Here is a 16,974-nt window from a genome sequence, read left to right on the forward strand (position 1 = left end):
ACTCCGCAGGCTGCGAGAACACAAAAGGTTTCCAGGCCTGAATAAGCGACAACTCAGATTTCCATGCATCATCAGTCTCCTCGCGGCCGTGAACGACACTTTTATTTCATCTCCTGAATGGGGGTATTGGCTTCCGAACCTGAAATCAGGATGGCATAGTCCAGGAAATCAGTCGTAGATTTTCCCCGTACCAGATCCCCGTTGGATTTTTCATCTGCCATGATCACCTCAATCAAATCCGGCGTTCCGTCGCTATACGGCGTATCGCTTGCATTGAGCCTGAACAGGGTCATGTCCGACAGCTTGTTTTTCTTTATGTTTTCAATACCACGGAAATATTCCTTTTCATAATCCCCGATCCCATATCCACCTTCGGTAGTATAGGAACTGTAATTTCCTTGATCATCATATACAAAATCCCAAAGTACACGACTTTCCGTCAGATATCCTATAACCGAAAGCACCTCGTTTTTGTCGTAAACACTATGTTGGAGTAACATGGTAAAAAACGATATGCTATTTCCTTCCGGAGCTTTTTCAAGATGACCGAACCCGAATCTTACAAACTGAGGTTTTGTACCGAAATCATATACAGGAGCCAGTTGCCTGTAATTGTCAAAAATAATCCCCTCCCGATGAGAAGACGGATCAAATGAAGACTTCAGGTTACGTATGATATGGTCGAAAGCAGATTTATCGAGAAGGTGAGGATCAAATGCAGAAGGGTTGTTTTCGTATCGGGAAACAAGATTTTTAAGGACTTTTTTAGAATAGCTGTCATAATACGGTGAAAAGTCCGTAGTGTCCGTTTTCACCATAGCTACTACGGCCATTAACGACGACTCCCGCAAGGCATGATAATCGACGATCTCCGAAAGATGTTTTGCAGTATACTTGTAACTCACGATCTCGTCGATCCCGATAACAGTCAGCTTTCGGGCTTCCGGCAGGCCGTCATTGAGTCTTTTTATGTTTTTCCATTTCCTGTAGGTTTCTATACTTTTTTCCTGCGGTACCCGTATCCCGTAATGTGTAACCAGGTCCTTTAAAAGTAAGGTATCCCCCGTTTTCAAATACGTGTTAAAGTAATGCCCTATACTAAAATCTGTTTCGGGCAGGTAATAGCTAATCACTCCCTGGCCCGTTAGCGATCTGAGCAGCATATACTCGGCCTTCTCCGTTTTTGCACTCCCGTGATATGCACCGAATCCCAGTATTTTAAAATCCCGCTGAGGAAAATCGAACTCTTTTGCATTCAGGTCAAAACGATGACTTTGCAAATATGCATTTTTATCTTGTCCGAAAGACAACAATACCATCAGGGTTAAAAAGAGTGTTAATATGCGATTCATAGTTGTTTTGGTTCAGGGTAATTTTGTTTCGTTCGTTTCCTCAGATACACGATCTCATTTTCCAGATCCTGTATGGCTCTCCGTTTCCATTCGGCGCTTTGCTTTGCAGCCCATACTTCCGGTTGGTTTTGATCCGGCGATAAAGGTCCGGGCGGTTTGGTGGCTACACCATTGTTTTCAGGATTATTAAAAGTATTTAACGATTTTCTCCATATATTTTTTTCATTTTATTAATTTCTGAATAATCAGACTATCAATTAAGAATGGTAAAATTAACATTCCTGAAATTATGATCAAGGTCGGAATAATATCAATCTTTTTTTCAGGAGATCTCGATATCTCAGGTTCTCTTTTATAAATTTTGAAATATGGGATCCGAATTAATTTATACAGGATCAAAAACATAATGTTCATCTGAGAACTGAAATAGACTAAAGATTTCCCTCCTTTAGTAAAGTAATAATCATATGTTATTCCGAAAAATAGAATTGCAATTGAAATCGACAAATACTTAAGGAAAAGCTTTCTTCTATTAAGCCTTTGCACATCAAATACAAAAAGCCATAAAAGAGGGAATAAAAGTACAAGGTGAATTATTTCATTGATTTTCATTAGACTACCTTATAATATGTTTATTCCGGTTACGATCAGGTAACGTACGTTTTTCTTTTTAAAATCCCGGATTTCTCCTGTTTTCAGCAAATATATTACGTCTTCGTAACGCACCACAAAAAGACCGTCTTCCTTTTTTCTGAATACAATATACTTTAATTTTATAAAAAACGGTCCGGATATCTTCCCGGACCGTGAGTATGTGTACCGTTCGCTACTACACTTCCACGACTACCTTGCCTTTGGTCCTTCCCGTTTCTATTTGCAGATGCGCCTCCCGTACCTCGGTAAAACTATAGACTTTGTAAATATAGGGGCGAATAATTTTTCTTTCCAATAACGCTGCTATGATTTTCATATCATTTCCGCTCGAAAAGACCGACATAAAGAAACAGGCATTCAGTTTTTTCCGTAAAGCTGCGTTTTCATCCTCCGCTTTTAATCCCGAAGGCAGATTTACGACAGTTCCCCCTTCCCGGAGTACCCGGACTGATCTCCGGAAAGTATCATGCCCTATAGTTTCCAGCACAAAATCGATATTACGCAGTTCATCTTCAAAATCTTCCGTCCTGTAATCGATATGCCTGTCGGCGCCTAATCCCAACACGAATTCCCTGTGTTTTCCGGACGACGTTCCCACCACAAAGGCTCCCAGATGCCTGGCAATCTGTACGGCAAAATGTCCCACACCACCTGCCGCTGCATGGATCAGCACCTTATCCCCGCTATTCAGTTTCCCGAAATATGTAAAGGCCTGCCATGCCGTAAGTGCTGCCAGTGTAGTTGCCGCAGCCGCTACATGCGATATATTTTCGGGTTTTAGCGCTACATGGGCGGCAGGAACGGCTACATACTCCGCATAGGCTTTTCCGTGCCCGGTAAAATTTACCATCCCGAATACTTCATCATGAAGTTTGAATAATGTTACATTTTTTCCGGTGTCGACAATAACCCCCGAAATATCCCACCCCAGTATCACAGGATCTTCATGCTTCAGTAATTCAGCCAGTGCTTCCCCGTTCCGCGTCTTTACATCTACAGGATTAATACTAAATGCCCTGACCTTAACGAGAACTTCATTTTCCAAAATGGCCGGAACTGCGATCTCCTCTTCCACCAGGTTTTCCGTTCCGCCAAACTGCTTTAATAAGATTGCTTTCATCAGCTTATTTTTTCTGACAAATTTAAACCGGTAACCCGCGTTTTATACGGTATATTTTTTCCATTATACCGTATTTTTGTACTTATGAAAAAAGAAAATATCGAAACCCCCATAGAGATCATTTACGAAAAAACAGATGAATGCCCGGTGAGAGACAGGGTTTTCAGTTTTTTTCAACTGGTATTTGTCCTATCGGGAAACGGATTTCAAACCTTCAATGGTAACCGAACCTCTTATCGGAAGAACAATATGTTTCTTCTGACCCCGGAGGATATCCATACCTTCGACGTAACGCACACAACCGAATTTCTGTTGATCCGTTTTAACACTTCTTACCTGAAAAATTACCGTTGGAACAACCTGAACCACCTCGAATGCTTGCTTCACAATGCTACGCATATTACCGGAAACATACTGATGGCCGATGCTGATCAACGCATTGTAAAATCTATAATGGACGCCATACTGCAATCTTCGGAAAAGAACGATCTGTTCAATGCGGAACTGAAAAATCATCTCATCAATGCCCTCCTGGTAGTTGTGGCACGGAGTATTTCCTGTTATCAGGCCGAGAGACTGGAACAGAATCCCGACAAGCGGTTTGTCAATATGATCAATTATATCCAGGAACATATTTATTACCCCGACAGATTAAGAACCGGCATCATCAGTAAGAAATTCAATATTTCCGAAAACTATCTGGGCCGTTTTTTCAAATCGCAATGCGGAGAAACCATGCAGGAGTATATTTCAAAATACAAGATCAGGCTGATCAAAAACAAGTTACAGTTCAGTGATTTACGTATGAATGAAATTGCACAGGAATTCAATTTTATCGACAGCAGTCATTTAAATAAGTTCTTTAAAAAGCACTCGGGGGTCAGCCTGTCAGCATATAAAAATTCGATAAGGTAACTGTTATCCGTTTTTCAGAATCCGATATTTTGCTTTAATGTCTCGGGAACTACACCAAAAATCGGTTGCTCTCCATCGGTTACGGCCATACACCATACTGTTTTACGGTATAAATTCCCGGAACGATGGCCATATCCCGGCAGGATATGATATAGCTATTCAACCATTCACATCGATCAGCAACCTCTTCTGTTCCCTTTGATACGTATACACTGTGTAATTACAGAGGTACTTTGCTATCGCCTTGGAGACAAACACTCCAATACACACGGGGATAAAGAGCTGGTAACCACCTTCCGCCATGGCACAGGTCAGAAAAAGCGCCGTTAACGGCGCATGTATAGCAGCACTTAGCATGGCCCCTGCTCCTATCAGCGCAAAATTCAATACAATAAGATCGGTACGGAAAAAATAATTGGAAAGAACGGCTACCAGAATACCAAGAACAGCGCCTGTTACAAGGCTCGGCGCAAATACACCTCCGTCGCCACCGGCTCCGAGTGTCAATGATGCTGCTATAGGCTTTATCATTATAAAACACCATAAGGTAATTACAAAACCCCAGGGATGATGGGTTATCAATCCGGGAACCATAAATTCGTAAATCGCATGATAGCTGTCTCCGTAAATACCAGGAAGAAAGAAAACGGCAATCCCTACCAGTACAGCCCCGACATTAACCCGAATGACGTTATTTCTGATGGATGCAAACCGTTTTTTGATATATATGACACTCTTCGTAAAGTAAACTGCCAACAGACCTGCCAGCCCACTCAGTACTATCATAAAGGGTACGGCAGTCATCTTCCATTGGGCAACCCGGAAATCGAACAGCCTTTCACCGTCCACGAGATGTACGAATCCCCAGGCTATCAGTACGGCTACCCCATAACTCAGACCAATGGTCTTATTGATCTTTCTTGAAATAACCTCTACGGCAAACAGGAACCCCGCAACCGGACTACCGAATAAAGCAGTAATTCCGGCAGCCACACCGGCACCTATCAGTTCTGTTTTATAGCGGTTGGCAATACCTTTCCTCCGGTGTGCAGAAGCACCTATCGCAGCCGTGGCCACTACAGTAGATACCTCTATTCCGGTGGATCCCCCAAATACGACAGTCAAAAATCCGTTGACATAATGAGAAGGGATTTTATACCAGGGGAGTTCATCCTTTCGGTGGTCCAGCGTATGAAAAATTTCAACGATTCCCTTATTCCTTTTTCCTCTGAACAAATACGTCCTTATAAAATAAATCAGGGTAATCCCGACAGAAAGGACTACCAAAAAAAGCCAGGGCCATTCCTTAATATGGGCAAAAAGTGCAGTTTCAAAATACTCGGTAACTCTTTTTAAAGTAAAGCCCAGCAGGGCCGATAAAAAACCGACAATCGCCGCTGCAGATACCAAACCGTAATAACTTTTTCTTATAACATTTTTTTTCATCGGTTTTTCGCTCTAAACATAGTTTCCTCCGGCAAAAGTAGCATAAAACCTCCGGAAACATAATATACGATCCGAAAAACGAACTTTTTACCTGTCGTGTGGCCAGACCGTGTTATGTAGCTGTAATGCCCTGTAGTTTTCGGATGGTCCGAAAGATTACAAACAAAAGAGGTTGTCCGCGGGGAACAACCTCTTTGCTCAAAGGAAATCCAAAAAAAAAGCTAATTCAACATGAGCGTGTGTGTAAGATGGAAAGGACCTCCTTTGATATGGTCATTCTCCGAATGTCTTTTGGTATACCATCCGGTATGTTAAAGGTCGTTTTCTTGTAATCCGAATTGTTTTATCCCTTTGTTCAGCCATTGCAGGTAACGTGCGGCATCCGGCTCATAACCCACCGGAGAAACCAGGTCGTTCGCTTCCGGACTGGTAATGGCATAAAAAGGCTGGGCATTGGCCCGGTACCTCGAAATCTGGAAATCGCTCCACTTTTGCCCTATCGTAATAATTTTCTTTCCGGTATCCGGGGAAACATACCGTTCGTTTTCCGGGAGCTTCCGCTTGTCATCTACATACAGCGAGATCAGGACAAAGTTGTTTTTCAGACGTTGCAGTACAGCCGGATCGGACCATACCCGCTCTTCCATTTTCCTGCAGTTTACACAGGCGTGTCCTGTGAAATCGAGCAGGACCGGTTTGTTCACCTTTCGTGCATAAGCCACGCCTTTATCGTAATCGGTAAACAAGGCGATATCGTGAGGTCCGGCATGTGCCCCTTCCGGAAATACGGCCGGTGTTCCGCCAGCCACCCCTCCTCTGGCATAACCTACACCGTGGGGAGATTCGCTGTATTGCATGGGAGGAGGAAAACCGCTGATCAGCTTTAAGGGAGCACCCCAGAGTCCGGGAACCAGATATATGGTAAACATCAGTACCGTCAGGGCAAGCCCCAGACGAGGAACCGAAATATGAGTCCCAGGCGAATCGTGAGGCAGTTTGATCCACCCGAAAAGATACAGGGTCAACCCCGTAAACACGGCAATCCATATCGCGATAAAAAGCTCTCTTTCCAGCACGTGTAACTGCAATACCAGATCGGCATTAGAGAGGAATTTAAAGGCCAGCGCCAGTTCCAGAAACCCAAGGAAAACTTTTACCGTATTCAGCCATCCGCCCGACCGGGGCAATGAATTCATCCATCCCGGGAACATGGCAAACAGCATAAAAGGTAAAGCGAGAGCCGAAGAAAAACCCAGCATCCCTATTACCGGTGCCACCCCTCCCCTGCCTGCCGCTTCCACCAACAGGGTCCCTACAATAGGACCGGTACAGGAAAAAGAGACGATAGCCAGTGCAAGGGCCATAAAGAGTATCCCTATCATACCGCCGCGGTCGGACTGCCTGTCTACCTTATTTGCCCAGGAGTACGGCAATACGATCTCAAATGCTCCCAGGAAAGAAGCGGCAAATATGATGAGTAATAAAAAAAAGACCAGGTTAAACCATGCATTCGTCGATAGGGCATTCAGGGAGTCAGCCCCGAAAATACCGGTAACCAGTGACCCCAGTATAACATAAATCACTATAATGGAAATACCGTAAAAAACAGCATTTCTGATCCCCGAAGCCCTGTTTTTACTTTGTTTGGTAAAGAAACTTACCGTCATAGGGATCATCGGAAATACACAAGGGGTCAGCAGGGCTGCGAAACCCGAGAGAAAAGCGATAAAGAAAATCGTCAGCATCCCTTTATTTGCGCTTCCCGTATCCACAAAATTTTTGTCATCACCTGCGGACGGGGTCTTTTCTGTAGCTGCTACATCACCGTCCTTCTCCGGCAAAGCCGTATTCTTATCGATAACAAAACGGAATTCCTTACTGTCAAAAATACAGCTCTCGTCATTACAGGCCTGAAATTCAACAGTGGCATGTATCGAAGAAAGATCGTCTTCCAGCACCTCGATTTTCTGGCTGAAACGTGCATTGTTTTCAAAGTACGACAGATCCGTCTCAAAAACCCGGTCATATTCCGTGATCGGTTTGCTCTCGACAGTTGCTCCCGATACTGCATACCCGGTCCCCGCATTCTCAAAGGTAAACACCGTAGGCAGCGCCCCGCTTTCCGGTAAATGCTGGGAGTACAGATGCCAATGGTCATCTATCTTTGCCGTAAACACCAGGTTGTATTCCGTATCCGATAACTTTTCGATATCCGTATCCCACTTCACAGGTTCCATAATCTGTCCGCAGACACTCCGGATACCGGTAAAGAGCAGTACCGAAAACAGTATGGCATACCTGCGGAAACCCCGTATATTTGTTTGGCTTTTATTCATCTGTCTCCTTATTAAAAACCTTCGCCAATGTTTCCTGCAGGGCTTCCTCTCTCAGGTTTTTAGCGATAATGACACCTTCCGGGTCGATGAGAAAATTCTGTGGAATAGAATTTATCCCGTATTTCACAGCAGCTTCGTTATCAAACCCTTTGAGATCGGAAAGGTGCAACCACGGTAGTTTATCTTCCGCTATGGCTTTTTCCCACAATGCCTTTTTACTGTCCAGCGAGACCCCGACTACGGTAAGCCCGCTGTCCTTATACTTCGCGTATGCCTGTAATACATTAGGGTTCTCTTTGCGACAGGGACCACACCAGCTCGCCCAGAAATCAAGAAAAACATAACCGCCTCTGAAATCTGACAGACTGATCATCTCCCCGTCCCGGTCGGGTTGCGAAAAATCGGGTGCAGGTTGTCCGATCCCAGTCCGTTTAAATTTTTCTATAGCTTCCTTTATCTTTTTTCCGAAGAAGGATGTTCTGACATCGCGGGTTAAGGTATCGAACAATATATCCGCCCGGTCAAAATCCGGATAAGTAATATAGCGGTCCTGAATAATCATGGCGGCCGCGACCCTGTCCCTGTATTTCGTAATATAAAGGGATTGCACGGAGTCTGCATACGATGATAATGCCTCCCATTTCGAATCCATGAGATTTTGTTGTTCAGGGGTCAGTTTCACTTTCCCCCCCTGGGAAAGCGAGTCGGAAAACCTGTACACCGGGCCGGCTTTTTTCCTGATTAGAGAAAATACGTTCTCATAAAAATCCTGGTATACCTGGTTCTCCGACGCCCCGCTGATCCGGGCTTTATACAGAGAATCCTTATGGGCACCGATCTCTATATGCTCATTGCTCAGCACAAAGCGTAGCCCGTTATCCTCTTCTTTAAACTTCAACAGATACAGCAAGGGTTCTTCCACCGATCCGCGGAAAACAAAACCCCCTTTTTTGACCTCTGACGAATCTGTTTTTCCCCCGGCCTCCATGGCCTGAAGATAAATATAGCCACTGTCCATGCCTTCTATATTTCCACTGATCTCATAGCCCATATCTTTAACTTCTGTTTTACAGGAACTGCAAAACATGGTACCGCATACCGCAATGGCGGCCATTTTACTGTAAACTCTTCTCATTTTTGTTGTTTTTAGTCATGATGTTTCCTGTTCCGGTGGTAGTAGCCCGCGGAAAACGTAATTTTTCACTTTCTTTTCTATACTTTTCAGGAGTATGTATACCTGATACCTCCGGAACATATATGCTTCGGATAAAACCTGGCCTGAAGCCCTTCAAATAAAATTCGGGTATAAACAGGTTAGATGCTGCGGGTCAGTGCAGTAATTCCTTTAACTTTTCATCGAGGGCCTCCCCCCTCAGGTTTTCGGCAATTATTGTTCCTTTCTCATCAACGAGGAATGTTGCAGGAATGGCCCTTACCTTAAATTCACCACTCATTGTCCCGTCGTCAATAAGGTTCGGCCATTGCATATCTTCCTCCTGCAGTGCTTTGAGCCAGGCCTCCTGTTTTTTATCTATGGAGACACTCAGTATTTCAAACCCCTCAGGTGCAAAATCTTCATACGCTTTTTTGAGGTTCGGGATCTCCTTACGGCACGGGGCACACCAGGATGCCCAGAAGTCTATGAGAATGTATTTTTTACCCGAAAACACGCTTTTGGTCTCTACCGGTTGTCCTTCCCGGTCCTGTAACCGGAAACCCGCCACCTGTTTCCCTATCACCGCTTTCGGAAACAACTCTTCATGTACAAGTTGTCCGTAATAACTGTTTCTGGCCTCATCCGAAAACTGTTCGAAAACCGGCCTTTGGTCCGGGGTCAGGTAAGAATATTGTGTCATCATAAAAAAAGGCCCCCACCAGCTATCCTTATGAGCAGAGATAAGCTGGCTGTTCTTAGCTTTTACCTTATCAAAAAAAGCATTCTCCCTGCTTTCGAATTCCTTCCATTCCGCAGTGGCTTCTATAGAGTCCATCTGTGCTCGGTTTCCTTCATTTCTGGCTTTTCCGTACAATTTGGCAAGTTGCTCCGTCCCTTCGTGATACGCTGCATAATCACGGTCCAGTTCTTTCCGGAACGCCGTCTGTTCCTGGTAATACTCATGAGTTTCCGAACCTGTGATCTTCTGTCCGGAAAAGGAAATTCTCCCGGTTTCCGTGTTTATCGTTTCTGCGGTTGCAGACAGGTTTACCTCCGAATTTTCGAGCATTACAGGGATCATTCCGCGATATTCCCCGAAAACCACATAAAACATCCGGGGTTCTTCGAGCTTTCCGGTAAATGTAAAACTCCCGTTTTCCAGAGTCGTCACAGCCACGGGTTTTTCATCGGAGTGGGTTGCACCGGGAACCAGTTTTACGGTCATGCCATGGTCTACCCCCGAAATTTTACCCTTCAGTTCAAAATTTTCTTTCGATCCGGGAGTTTTGCTGGTACAGGATACGACAAGCAGAAGAAGACATACCCCGTATATAGTGTTCATTATATTATACATATCAAAATTTTTATCTAACCCGTTGTACATTATGAATTAAAATCGTTGTTTACGTCGTGTTGCGCGTAGTCGAAACATCTCCTGCTGTCCGTAAAAATCCTTCGACAGGGCTCAGGATGACGTCTTTCAAACTATAATGCACAACGGGTTTATCTACTTTTTACTTATTCACATTTTGTACGATCGTACCGTTACCGGGATTATCCGTGGCTCCCTGCGGAAAAGGCATGGTCCACAGATGAGAATCCGGGGTCAGGGCATAAGATTCCCCGTTATAGGTTTTCGTAAAACCTACGGTATAAATACCTTCGGCATTTAAACGACGGGCATCACAAAAAGGAATTATGGTCAGAATAAGTTCGTTGCGCTTTGTATTCATGATCGCTTCGATTGCCCCGGCTTCACCGGTTGCTTCCAAATCCTGATATACATCGGGCAAAATCCTTGTTTTACGAACCCGGTTCAACATATCCATAGCGTTCCCGGTCTGTCCTGTTCTGGCCAGACATTCGGCTTTTATAAGATAAACTTCTACGGTGGTTATCCCTCCGTAATTAAAATATCCGGACAAGGTGGAATTGTAAAAAGTTTCGGCCCCTACGGTCCTGACTTTCCACCGGGACAGGAAACGGGCATCGCCGGGCTCAAATCTATCCGCACGATCGGTAAGTATATTGTTCTCCGTAGCGATCCTGCTCAGGGAACCATGCCGGAAATTGTAATTTTCGACATAGTCAAATCCCATAGGCGATGGTGTGGTTACATAAGCATCCGGATCTTCTATTACTGCTTTGTTATCGTTGTAATACGCAGTCCAGTCGTACAGGTCATCATGTTCATCCAGTGCCATATCGGCATAATTCAGCGCTTCACCGTAGTTTGCCATTTGCAGGTAGACCCGTGAGAGCAAAGCATATCCCGTACCCAGGTCCGGATGCAGTACGGTCTGGGAAACCCGGGGAAGGTATGGTATGGCTTCTTCTATATCTCCAACAATAAAATCGTACAGTTCCAGGATACTTACCTGGCTGCTCGGTGCATTGATATCGGCACTGGTAATCAGCGGGACTGAGCGCTTGTCGGCTGCGTTTCCGGCCTCATACGTGTCTGCATAATAGTTGACAAGGTTAAAATAGCTCATGGCCCTTAGGACTTTTGCCTGTGCCCATAACTCCCGTTGCTCAGCCTCGCTGGCCTCCGTACTGCTCAACGCATTTTCGACAATCAGGTTAAAGGTGGAGATTCCGGCATAGCCCGTATAGTAGGTTGCTTCGTCCGAACGGTTCAGCGCTATACGGTCTGCAGATTCATCCCACAGGTAATTTGCCTTATCCAGCGGATAAAAAGACAGCGTCGCTTCTGTAATAAACCTGTCGTTCAACAGGATCTCGGCCTGCCGTATATCTACCCTGTGATTGGTATATTCATCCCGGATCAAAGCCTCGAAATCGGCCAGGGTCTGCGGTATTCTGGATCCCTTCGGGATATCGTCGAGGTAATCATTACAGGAAGAAAACCCGAGAACTACTAACGACAGGTACAAAATGGTGGTATATAGTTTTTTCATCTCTTTATTTTTATCGGTGTTCGACAATCCGTACAATATATGCCATACATTATTCCGTTACTGTTGTAACCGGACCTTTCACACATCGGTTATATTTAAAGGTTTACATGCAGTCCCAGTACAAAATTCGGGGTCCGGTATCCGCCGAGGAGATATTTTACATCCCTGTTTGCTGCAACAGTGAATACATTCTCAACGTTAAAATTGATACGGACGTTCTCAATGCCCAACCGCGGGGCCAATGCCGATGTCTGGTAGGCGAGCGATACGTTACTGAGTCTCAGGTTAGAGGCATTCAGTATATTCACGTCCGCATAAGAATAGATCGATTGCAGGTCATAACTGTATTCCGTATCATATTCGTAAACCACACGGGGTACGTCGGTGTGGGCTTCATCTCCGGGGTTTATCCAGCGATCGCGGATACGTTTGTTTCCGGGTCTTATATTGGCAATATATCCTCCCGAAGCTCCGGAGTAGCTGTTGCCAAACATCGGAAGAAACGTATTCCTGATCTTGTGTCCCAATTCATAGATAAAAAGCGCGGACAGTGAAAAGTTCTTATACGATACCGAAGTGTTAAACGATCCGCTCTGAACGGGTACGGTAGTTCCGAAATCTTCGATAGCCTCCAGGTCGGCCGGGTTGCTGGAAACTGCCTGGCCATCCGCATCATAAACCTGTGGTAAGCCCGTACTGCTCAGTCCGGCCCAACTATATCCGTATATGGAATTGAAATTCTTCCCTACCCTCGGATAGGCTGAAGGATAATCGAGCTGGAGGTAATAAACCGGCGCCTCCACATTGACGTAGTTGACCTTGTTTTTATTGTAGGCATACAAAATCCCGGCATTCCATGAAAAGTCCTCTGTACTCAGAATGCTTCCGCTCAGACTGATCTCTATCCCCTTGTTGGTCATTTCACCATTGTTTAGCGTGTAGGTAGAATATCCCCATCCTTCGGTGGGAACCCCCATACTGTTGGCAAGCAGGTCTTCCCCTTTTTTATTGTACACATCGATAGTACCATTCAACCGGTTGTTAAAAAGAGCAAAATCGATACCCAGGTTAGCCGTTGTGGTCTTTTCCCAGGACAATTGTGGGTTTGGTCTGGAATTTATACTTCCCTGCACTCCACCGACGTTGTTGTTGGAGTTGTAATATGCCGTAAGGTAAGGCGCCGAATTCTTGGCTACATTTCCACCTATACCGTAAGAGAAACGGAGTTTGAGCATATCCACCCGGGAATAGCTGAAAAAAGATTCGTTATGAATATTCCAGCCCGCACCGGCAGACCATGTAGGCCTGTTCTGGTACTTGTTATCCGTTCCCCAAAGGTTAGACCGGTCCCAGCGCAGGCTCCCGGTTATATTGTACTTTCCGTCATACGTATATCCCGCATTGCCATATACCGAAAAATAGCGGTTGAGCAGTTCCCGTTCTACCGAAAAGTCGTTCTGGCTCATATAGCCCCCGAATACGGAGCCATAAGCCTGTAACAGATCTGCCTGGTTAACCGGGGTGTATGTCAGCGTTTGCGAATCGTAACCATAACGGGTGTAATCACTGTATTCCAGTTTGGAGTGCCGCAATTCTGTTCCGGCGATCACACTGACCTGATGAATGTCTTCAAAAAATTTGTCGAAATTGATTTGCTGGCGAAAGTTATAGGCATTTGTGTACTGATCGCCCCGGAAAGAAATATCCCCGTATGGCAGGTTAAAGACCGCATTGTTTGCAGAAGAAAGTGTAACCAGGCCATTTACCCGTTGTCGTACGGCATACGAGTTCTTGTCCTTTAGCTGACTGATGCGCTCCACCCCGTATTCGTACTGGAACATCGCATTATACGAAAAAGCATCACTCAGTTTTACGTTGAATTTCGCATACGTCCTGCTCAAAAAGTTTTTGTGCTTTTTAAGGTTTCTGCCCAGTTCGTCCATGGGTACAATATCCATACTGTACAGGTTATAAGTGTCTATAGACTGGAGAGTGGATCTATTATACCTCGAAGCTGCTGTAGACACAAAGGGAGAATCGTCTGCATTGACGAGCCTGTTGTAAGGCTGATAGACGAACCCCGGGTTCAACGGATCGAAAGTTTGCAGGTCTTCATTATTAAAATGAATATAAGCCCCGAGGTCCATATCGAGCCAGTCCGTGATCTTTGTGGAGTTCTTCAGGTTAATTCCGAGGGAATTCTCTTCGGAGTAACGATCTTCAAAAGTATTGTTCTTATAAGTCACGGAAGCATTAAAACTGTTTTTCTGACTGGCCTTGCCAAAGCTTACATTGTATTGTTGATAATACTGATCTCTCTTGGCGTGGCGGGCTATATCATCGTAATAGCGATATCCTGCCGTACCGAGTTGATCCAGTGTACCGTTGAGCTCACTTTCCGTGATATTACCGGCGTAATAGTGCAACAGGGCCTGCATTCCCTGACTGCCATATACGGCATTTTCCAGCAAAGAAGAAGCGTATGAAGCCGAAGTGCCGTCCGTACCACCGAGGTTGGGGTTACCAAGAGCCCATTCCCGCTCAAGTGCTATAATATCGGCCGAATTGGTCAGGTTTCCGGTATAGAATCGGTATGGGGAAACCGTAAGATTACTCGAAAATGAAATATTCGTCTCTCCTGCCTTAGCTTTTTTAGTGGTGATCACAACCACACCATTGGCCGCACGGGCACCGTATATCGAGGCAGCAGCTGCGTCTTTAAGGACCGTAATGCTTTCTATATCTTCTATATTCAGATCCGGAAGGTTTTCTTCCAGTCCGTAATTTTCGTTATACCTGGTCTTCTCTACCGGAAATCCGTCTATAACATACAACGGGGTGGTCAATCCGTTCATAGAGGTAACTCCCCGGATCACACCATCCTGGTAACCGACAATACGTCCCGCCAGTACGGCATCCAGACTGTTCAGCCGCTGCGATTTAAAATCCTCGCTCTTGAGCTTGGTAAAAGCTCCCGTGGTGCGTTCGCTCGATATGGTCTGGTACCCCGTAACGGTTACTTCGCCCAGTTCGTTAGTCTGCTCGATCAGTCTTATATTGATTTCCTGTTCTGCTTCTACCTGGATTTCCCTGCTCAGAAACCCGATATAGCTAAAGACCAGCACATCGTCTTCCTCTGCCGCAATGCTGAATTTTCCATCTTCATCGGTGGTCGTCCCCTGTTGTGTACCTTTGATCAGTACCGTTACACCGAGCAAAGGCATCCCGTTTTTATCCCGGACCGTTCCGGTAATCAGCTTTTTTTGCAACTTCCCGTTATCATCAGTCTTTTCCACGGGAGACAGCGTATTCAAAACGATCTGGTGATCGACCACTTTATACGAAATATCGGTATCTCCGAATACTTTTTTCAACACTCCCGACAACGGTTCTTTCGAAGCGTAAACATTGATAATCCTCGATACGTTGACATCCCTGTGATTGTAAAGAAAACGATAGGAAGTCATGGATTCTACAGTCCGGAAAAATTCTTCCACGGTCACGTGCTCAAGGTCAACCGAAACCCTGATATTCTGCGAATAAGAACTTGCTTCGATACGGAACAGGGAAATGAAAAGAAGGAGTAGTGTCAGTCTCATTTTCAGATCAAATTTCAGGGCATGACCATTCAGCCCCACGCGATTAATGAGTTTTTTCATACTTTTGTTTTGAATTAGCTGGTTTATGTAAATAAATCGGTGAACATAAATCGGGAAATGCGGCTACATTTTCCGATTTTTTTGTTCGTAAAATAACAGGTTCGTTCAGGTTTTCATATACAGGATTATTTAATGATTATCGTATTTCCATCTACGGTATATTCGAAAGGATAACTCTGCCGGAACGATTCCAGGATCTTCCGTATAGGTTCTTCGTGGAATTTAGCTGTAAACACTTCTTTTCCCAGTCTGTCATTATGGTTTTCTATGTGCATATCAAACTTCCGTTCCAGGCTATGCACGATAGTAGAAAAATCTGTCTTTTCGAAAATCAACGCGCCGCCTGTCCATGCCGTAAAAAGATCGGTATCGACAGTTCTGGTCCCTATGTGCTTTCCGGACTTGTGAAACTCGGTAAGGGTTCCCGGATGCATCAGCTCCGCATGCTTTTCATCATAGGTTTCCGAAGTATTGTACAATGCAACTTTTCCTTCAACCAGAACCGTATGAACTACCGTTCCGGATTCGTAATTATTCACATTAAAACGGGTTCCGAGTACCCGTACCCCCACATCGTCCGCATGCACTATAAACGGGCGGGAAGTATCCCTGGACACTTCAAAGAAAGCCTCCCCACGCAAATAGACATCGCGGGTCGAGGTGGCTGCTATATGACGGGGGAACCTGAGCCATGTTCCCGAATTCAGGGTAATACGGGTATCGTCACTCAATACCAGCACCGCCGTTTTACCATTAGGTACTTCTATTTCGCTGTGCCCAGCCCCCCGGACTTCTCCCGTGGTGATATACCGTATCGTATCTCCTGCCTGGTCTATCTGCAGCCCTTCAAGAGTACCGATCGTACCGTGTGTGTCTCTTCCGAGTGATTTGACCAGGGTATCGGACACATGTAGGGTAATCCCTGTGGTTTTTCCCGTTTTTTGTATGTCCGCCTGCGAAGATCTGTTAAACATAACAACACCGATTCCAAGCAGTACAATGAGTATTGCCGCGTATTTGATAAATGCAGGGATGGTAAAGACTTTCGGCTGATGTTTTCGCTCTTTCAGGATGTCATGTACCAGTTTATCCTTTTTTTCCGCTGTAGAACCCTCATAGCCCCATTTTGCAATACGCCGGTTTAGACGTGAATACGAGCGGAATATCCGGACATTCGAAGATTCTTTCAACAGTTCATCCAGTTCAGAGTGTTCCGTTTCCGTTATTTCTCCGGAAAAATACCTTTGCAGCAAATATTGAAACCTGTCTTTTTTCATCATTGAAATAGGGGCTTTATAACTACAAGACACCAAGGTTTTGAAAAACCCCTATGCCCAATTCACATTTTTTTTTCATTTTTGTTAAAACAAAAATATTTTTTCCCGAAATAATGATTTGCGCGACGATTAATGAAT

At 44.9% G+C, this 16,974-nt stretch carries 10 protein-coding genes; 1 reads left to right on the forward strand and 9 read right to left on the reverse strand.

Annotation, left to right across the window (positions count from 1 at the left end; translation table 11 throughout):
* Positions 1 to 101: 101 nt before the first annotated feature.
* Together BT112_RS01855 and BT112_RS01865 are read right to left on the reverse strand one after the other, a co-directional pair.
* Positions 102 to 1,352, reverse strand: a complete 1,251-nt coding sequence (locus BT112_RS01855; protein WP_072315652.1) for a hypothetical protein — start codon at positions 1,350 to 1,352, stop codon at positions 102 to 104.
* Positions 1,353 to 2,181: 829 nt separating this feature from the next.
* The gene (locus BT112_RS01865; protein ID WP_072315656.1) at positions 2,182 to 3,126 is read right to left on the reverse strand and encodes an NADP-dependent oxidoreductase; all 945 of its coding nucleotides are present in this window, start codon (positions 3,124 to 3,126) and stop codon (positions 2,182 to 2,184) included.
* Positions 3,127 to 3,210: 84 nt separating this feature from the next.
* Between BT112_RS01865 and BT112_RS01870 the strand changes: the two genes are divergently transcribed.
* Positions 3,211 to 4,041, forward strand: a complete 831-nt coding sequence (locus BT112_RS01870) for an AraC family transcriptional regulator (RefSeq protein WP_072315658.1) — start codon at positions 3,211 to 3,213, stop codon at positions 4,039 to 4,041.
* Between the two features lie 159 nt (positions 4,042 to 4,200).
* On the opposite strand, the gene BT112_RS01875 is transcribed toward BT112_RS01870, so the two are convergent.
* From BT112_RS01875 to BT112_RS01905, 7 genes are all read right to left on the reverse strand, one after another.
* On the reverse strand, positions 4,201 to 5,487 hold the full coding sequence (locus BT112_RS01875; RefSeq protein ID WP_072315659.1) for a chloride channel protein: 1,287 nt from the start codon (positions 5,485 to 5,487) through the stop codon (positions 4,201 to 4,203).
* Positions 5,488 to 5,798: 311 nt separating this feature from the next.
* Entirely contained in the window at positions 5,799 to 7,823 is a 2,025-nt protein-coding gene (locus BT112_RS01880) for a protein-disulfide reductase DsbD family protein (protein WP_072315661.1), read from the reverse strand.
* On the reverse strand, positions 7,816 to 8,958 hold the full coding sequence (locus tag BT112_RS01885; RefSeq protein WP_083564732.1) for a TlpA disulfide reductase family protein: 1,143 nt from the start codon (positions 8,956 to 8,958) through the stop codon (positions 7,816 to 7,818). The genes BT112_RS01880 and BT112_RS01885 overlap by 8 nt, the downstream gene beginning before the upstream one ends.
* Before the next feature lie 193 nt (positions 8,959 to 9,151).
* Positions 9,152 to 10,333, reverse strand: a complete 1,182-nt coding sequence (locus tag BT112_RS01890) for a TlpA disulfide reductase family protein (RefSeq protein WP_072315895.1) — start codon at positions 10,331 to 10,333, stop codon at positions 9,152 to 9,154.
* A gap of 160 nt (positions 10,334 to 10,493) precedes the next feature.
* Entirely contained in the window at positions 10,494 to 11,900 is a 1,407-nt protein-coding gene (locus BT112_RS01895; RefSeq protein WP_072315664.1) for a RagB/SusD family nutrient uptake outer membrane protein, read from the reverse strand.
* 95 nt (positions 11,901 to 11,995) lie between these two features.
* Positions 11,996 to 15,559, reverse strand: a complete 3,564-nt coding sequence (locus BT112_RS01900; RefSeq protein ID WP_072315666.1) for a SusC/RagA family TonB-linked outer membrane protein — start codon at positions 15,557 to 15,559, stop codon at positions 11,996 to 11,998.
* 125 nt (positions 15,560 to 15,684) lie between these two features.
* Positions 15,685 to 16,839 (reverse strand): FecR family protein, encoded by a 1,155-nt coding sequence (locus tag BT112_RS01905; protein WP_072315668.1) that lies wholly within the window; start codon positions 16,837 to 16,839, stop codon positions 15,685 to 15,687.
* Positions 16,840 to 16,974: the final 135 nt, after the last annotated feature.

Origin of the sequence: Sinomicrobium oceani (assembly GCF_900119185.1) — a bacterium.
Lineage (GTDB): Bacteria > Bacteroidota > Bacteroidia > Flavobacteriales > Flavobacteriaceae > Sinomicrobium > Sinomicrobium oceani.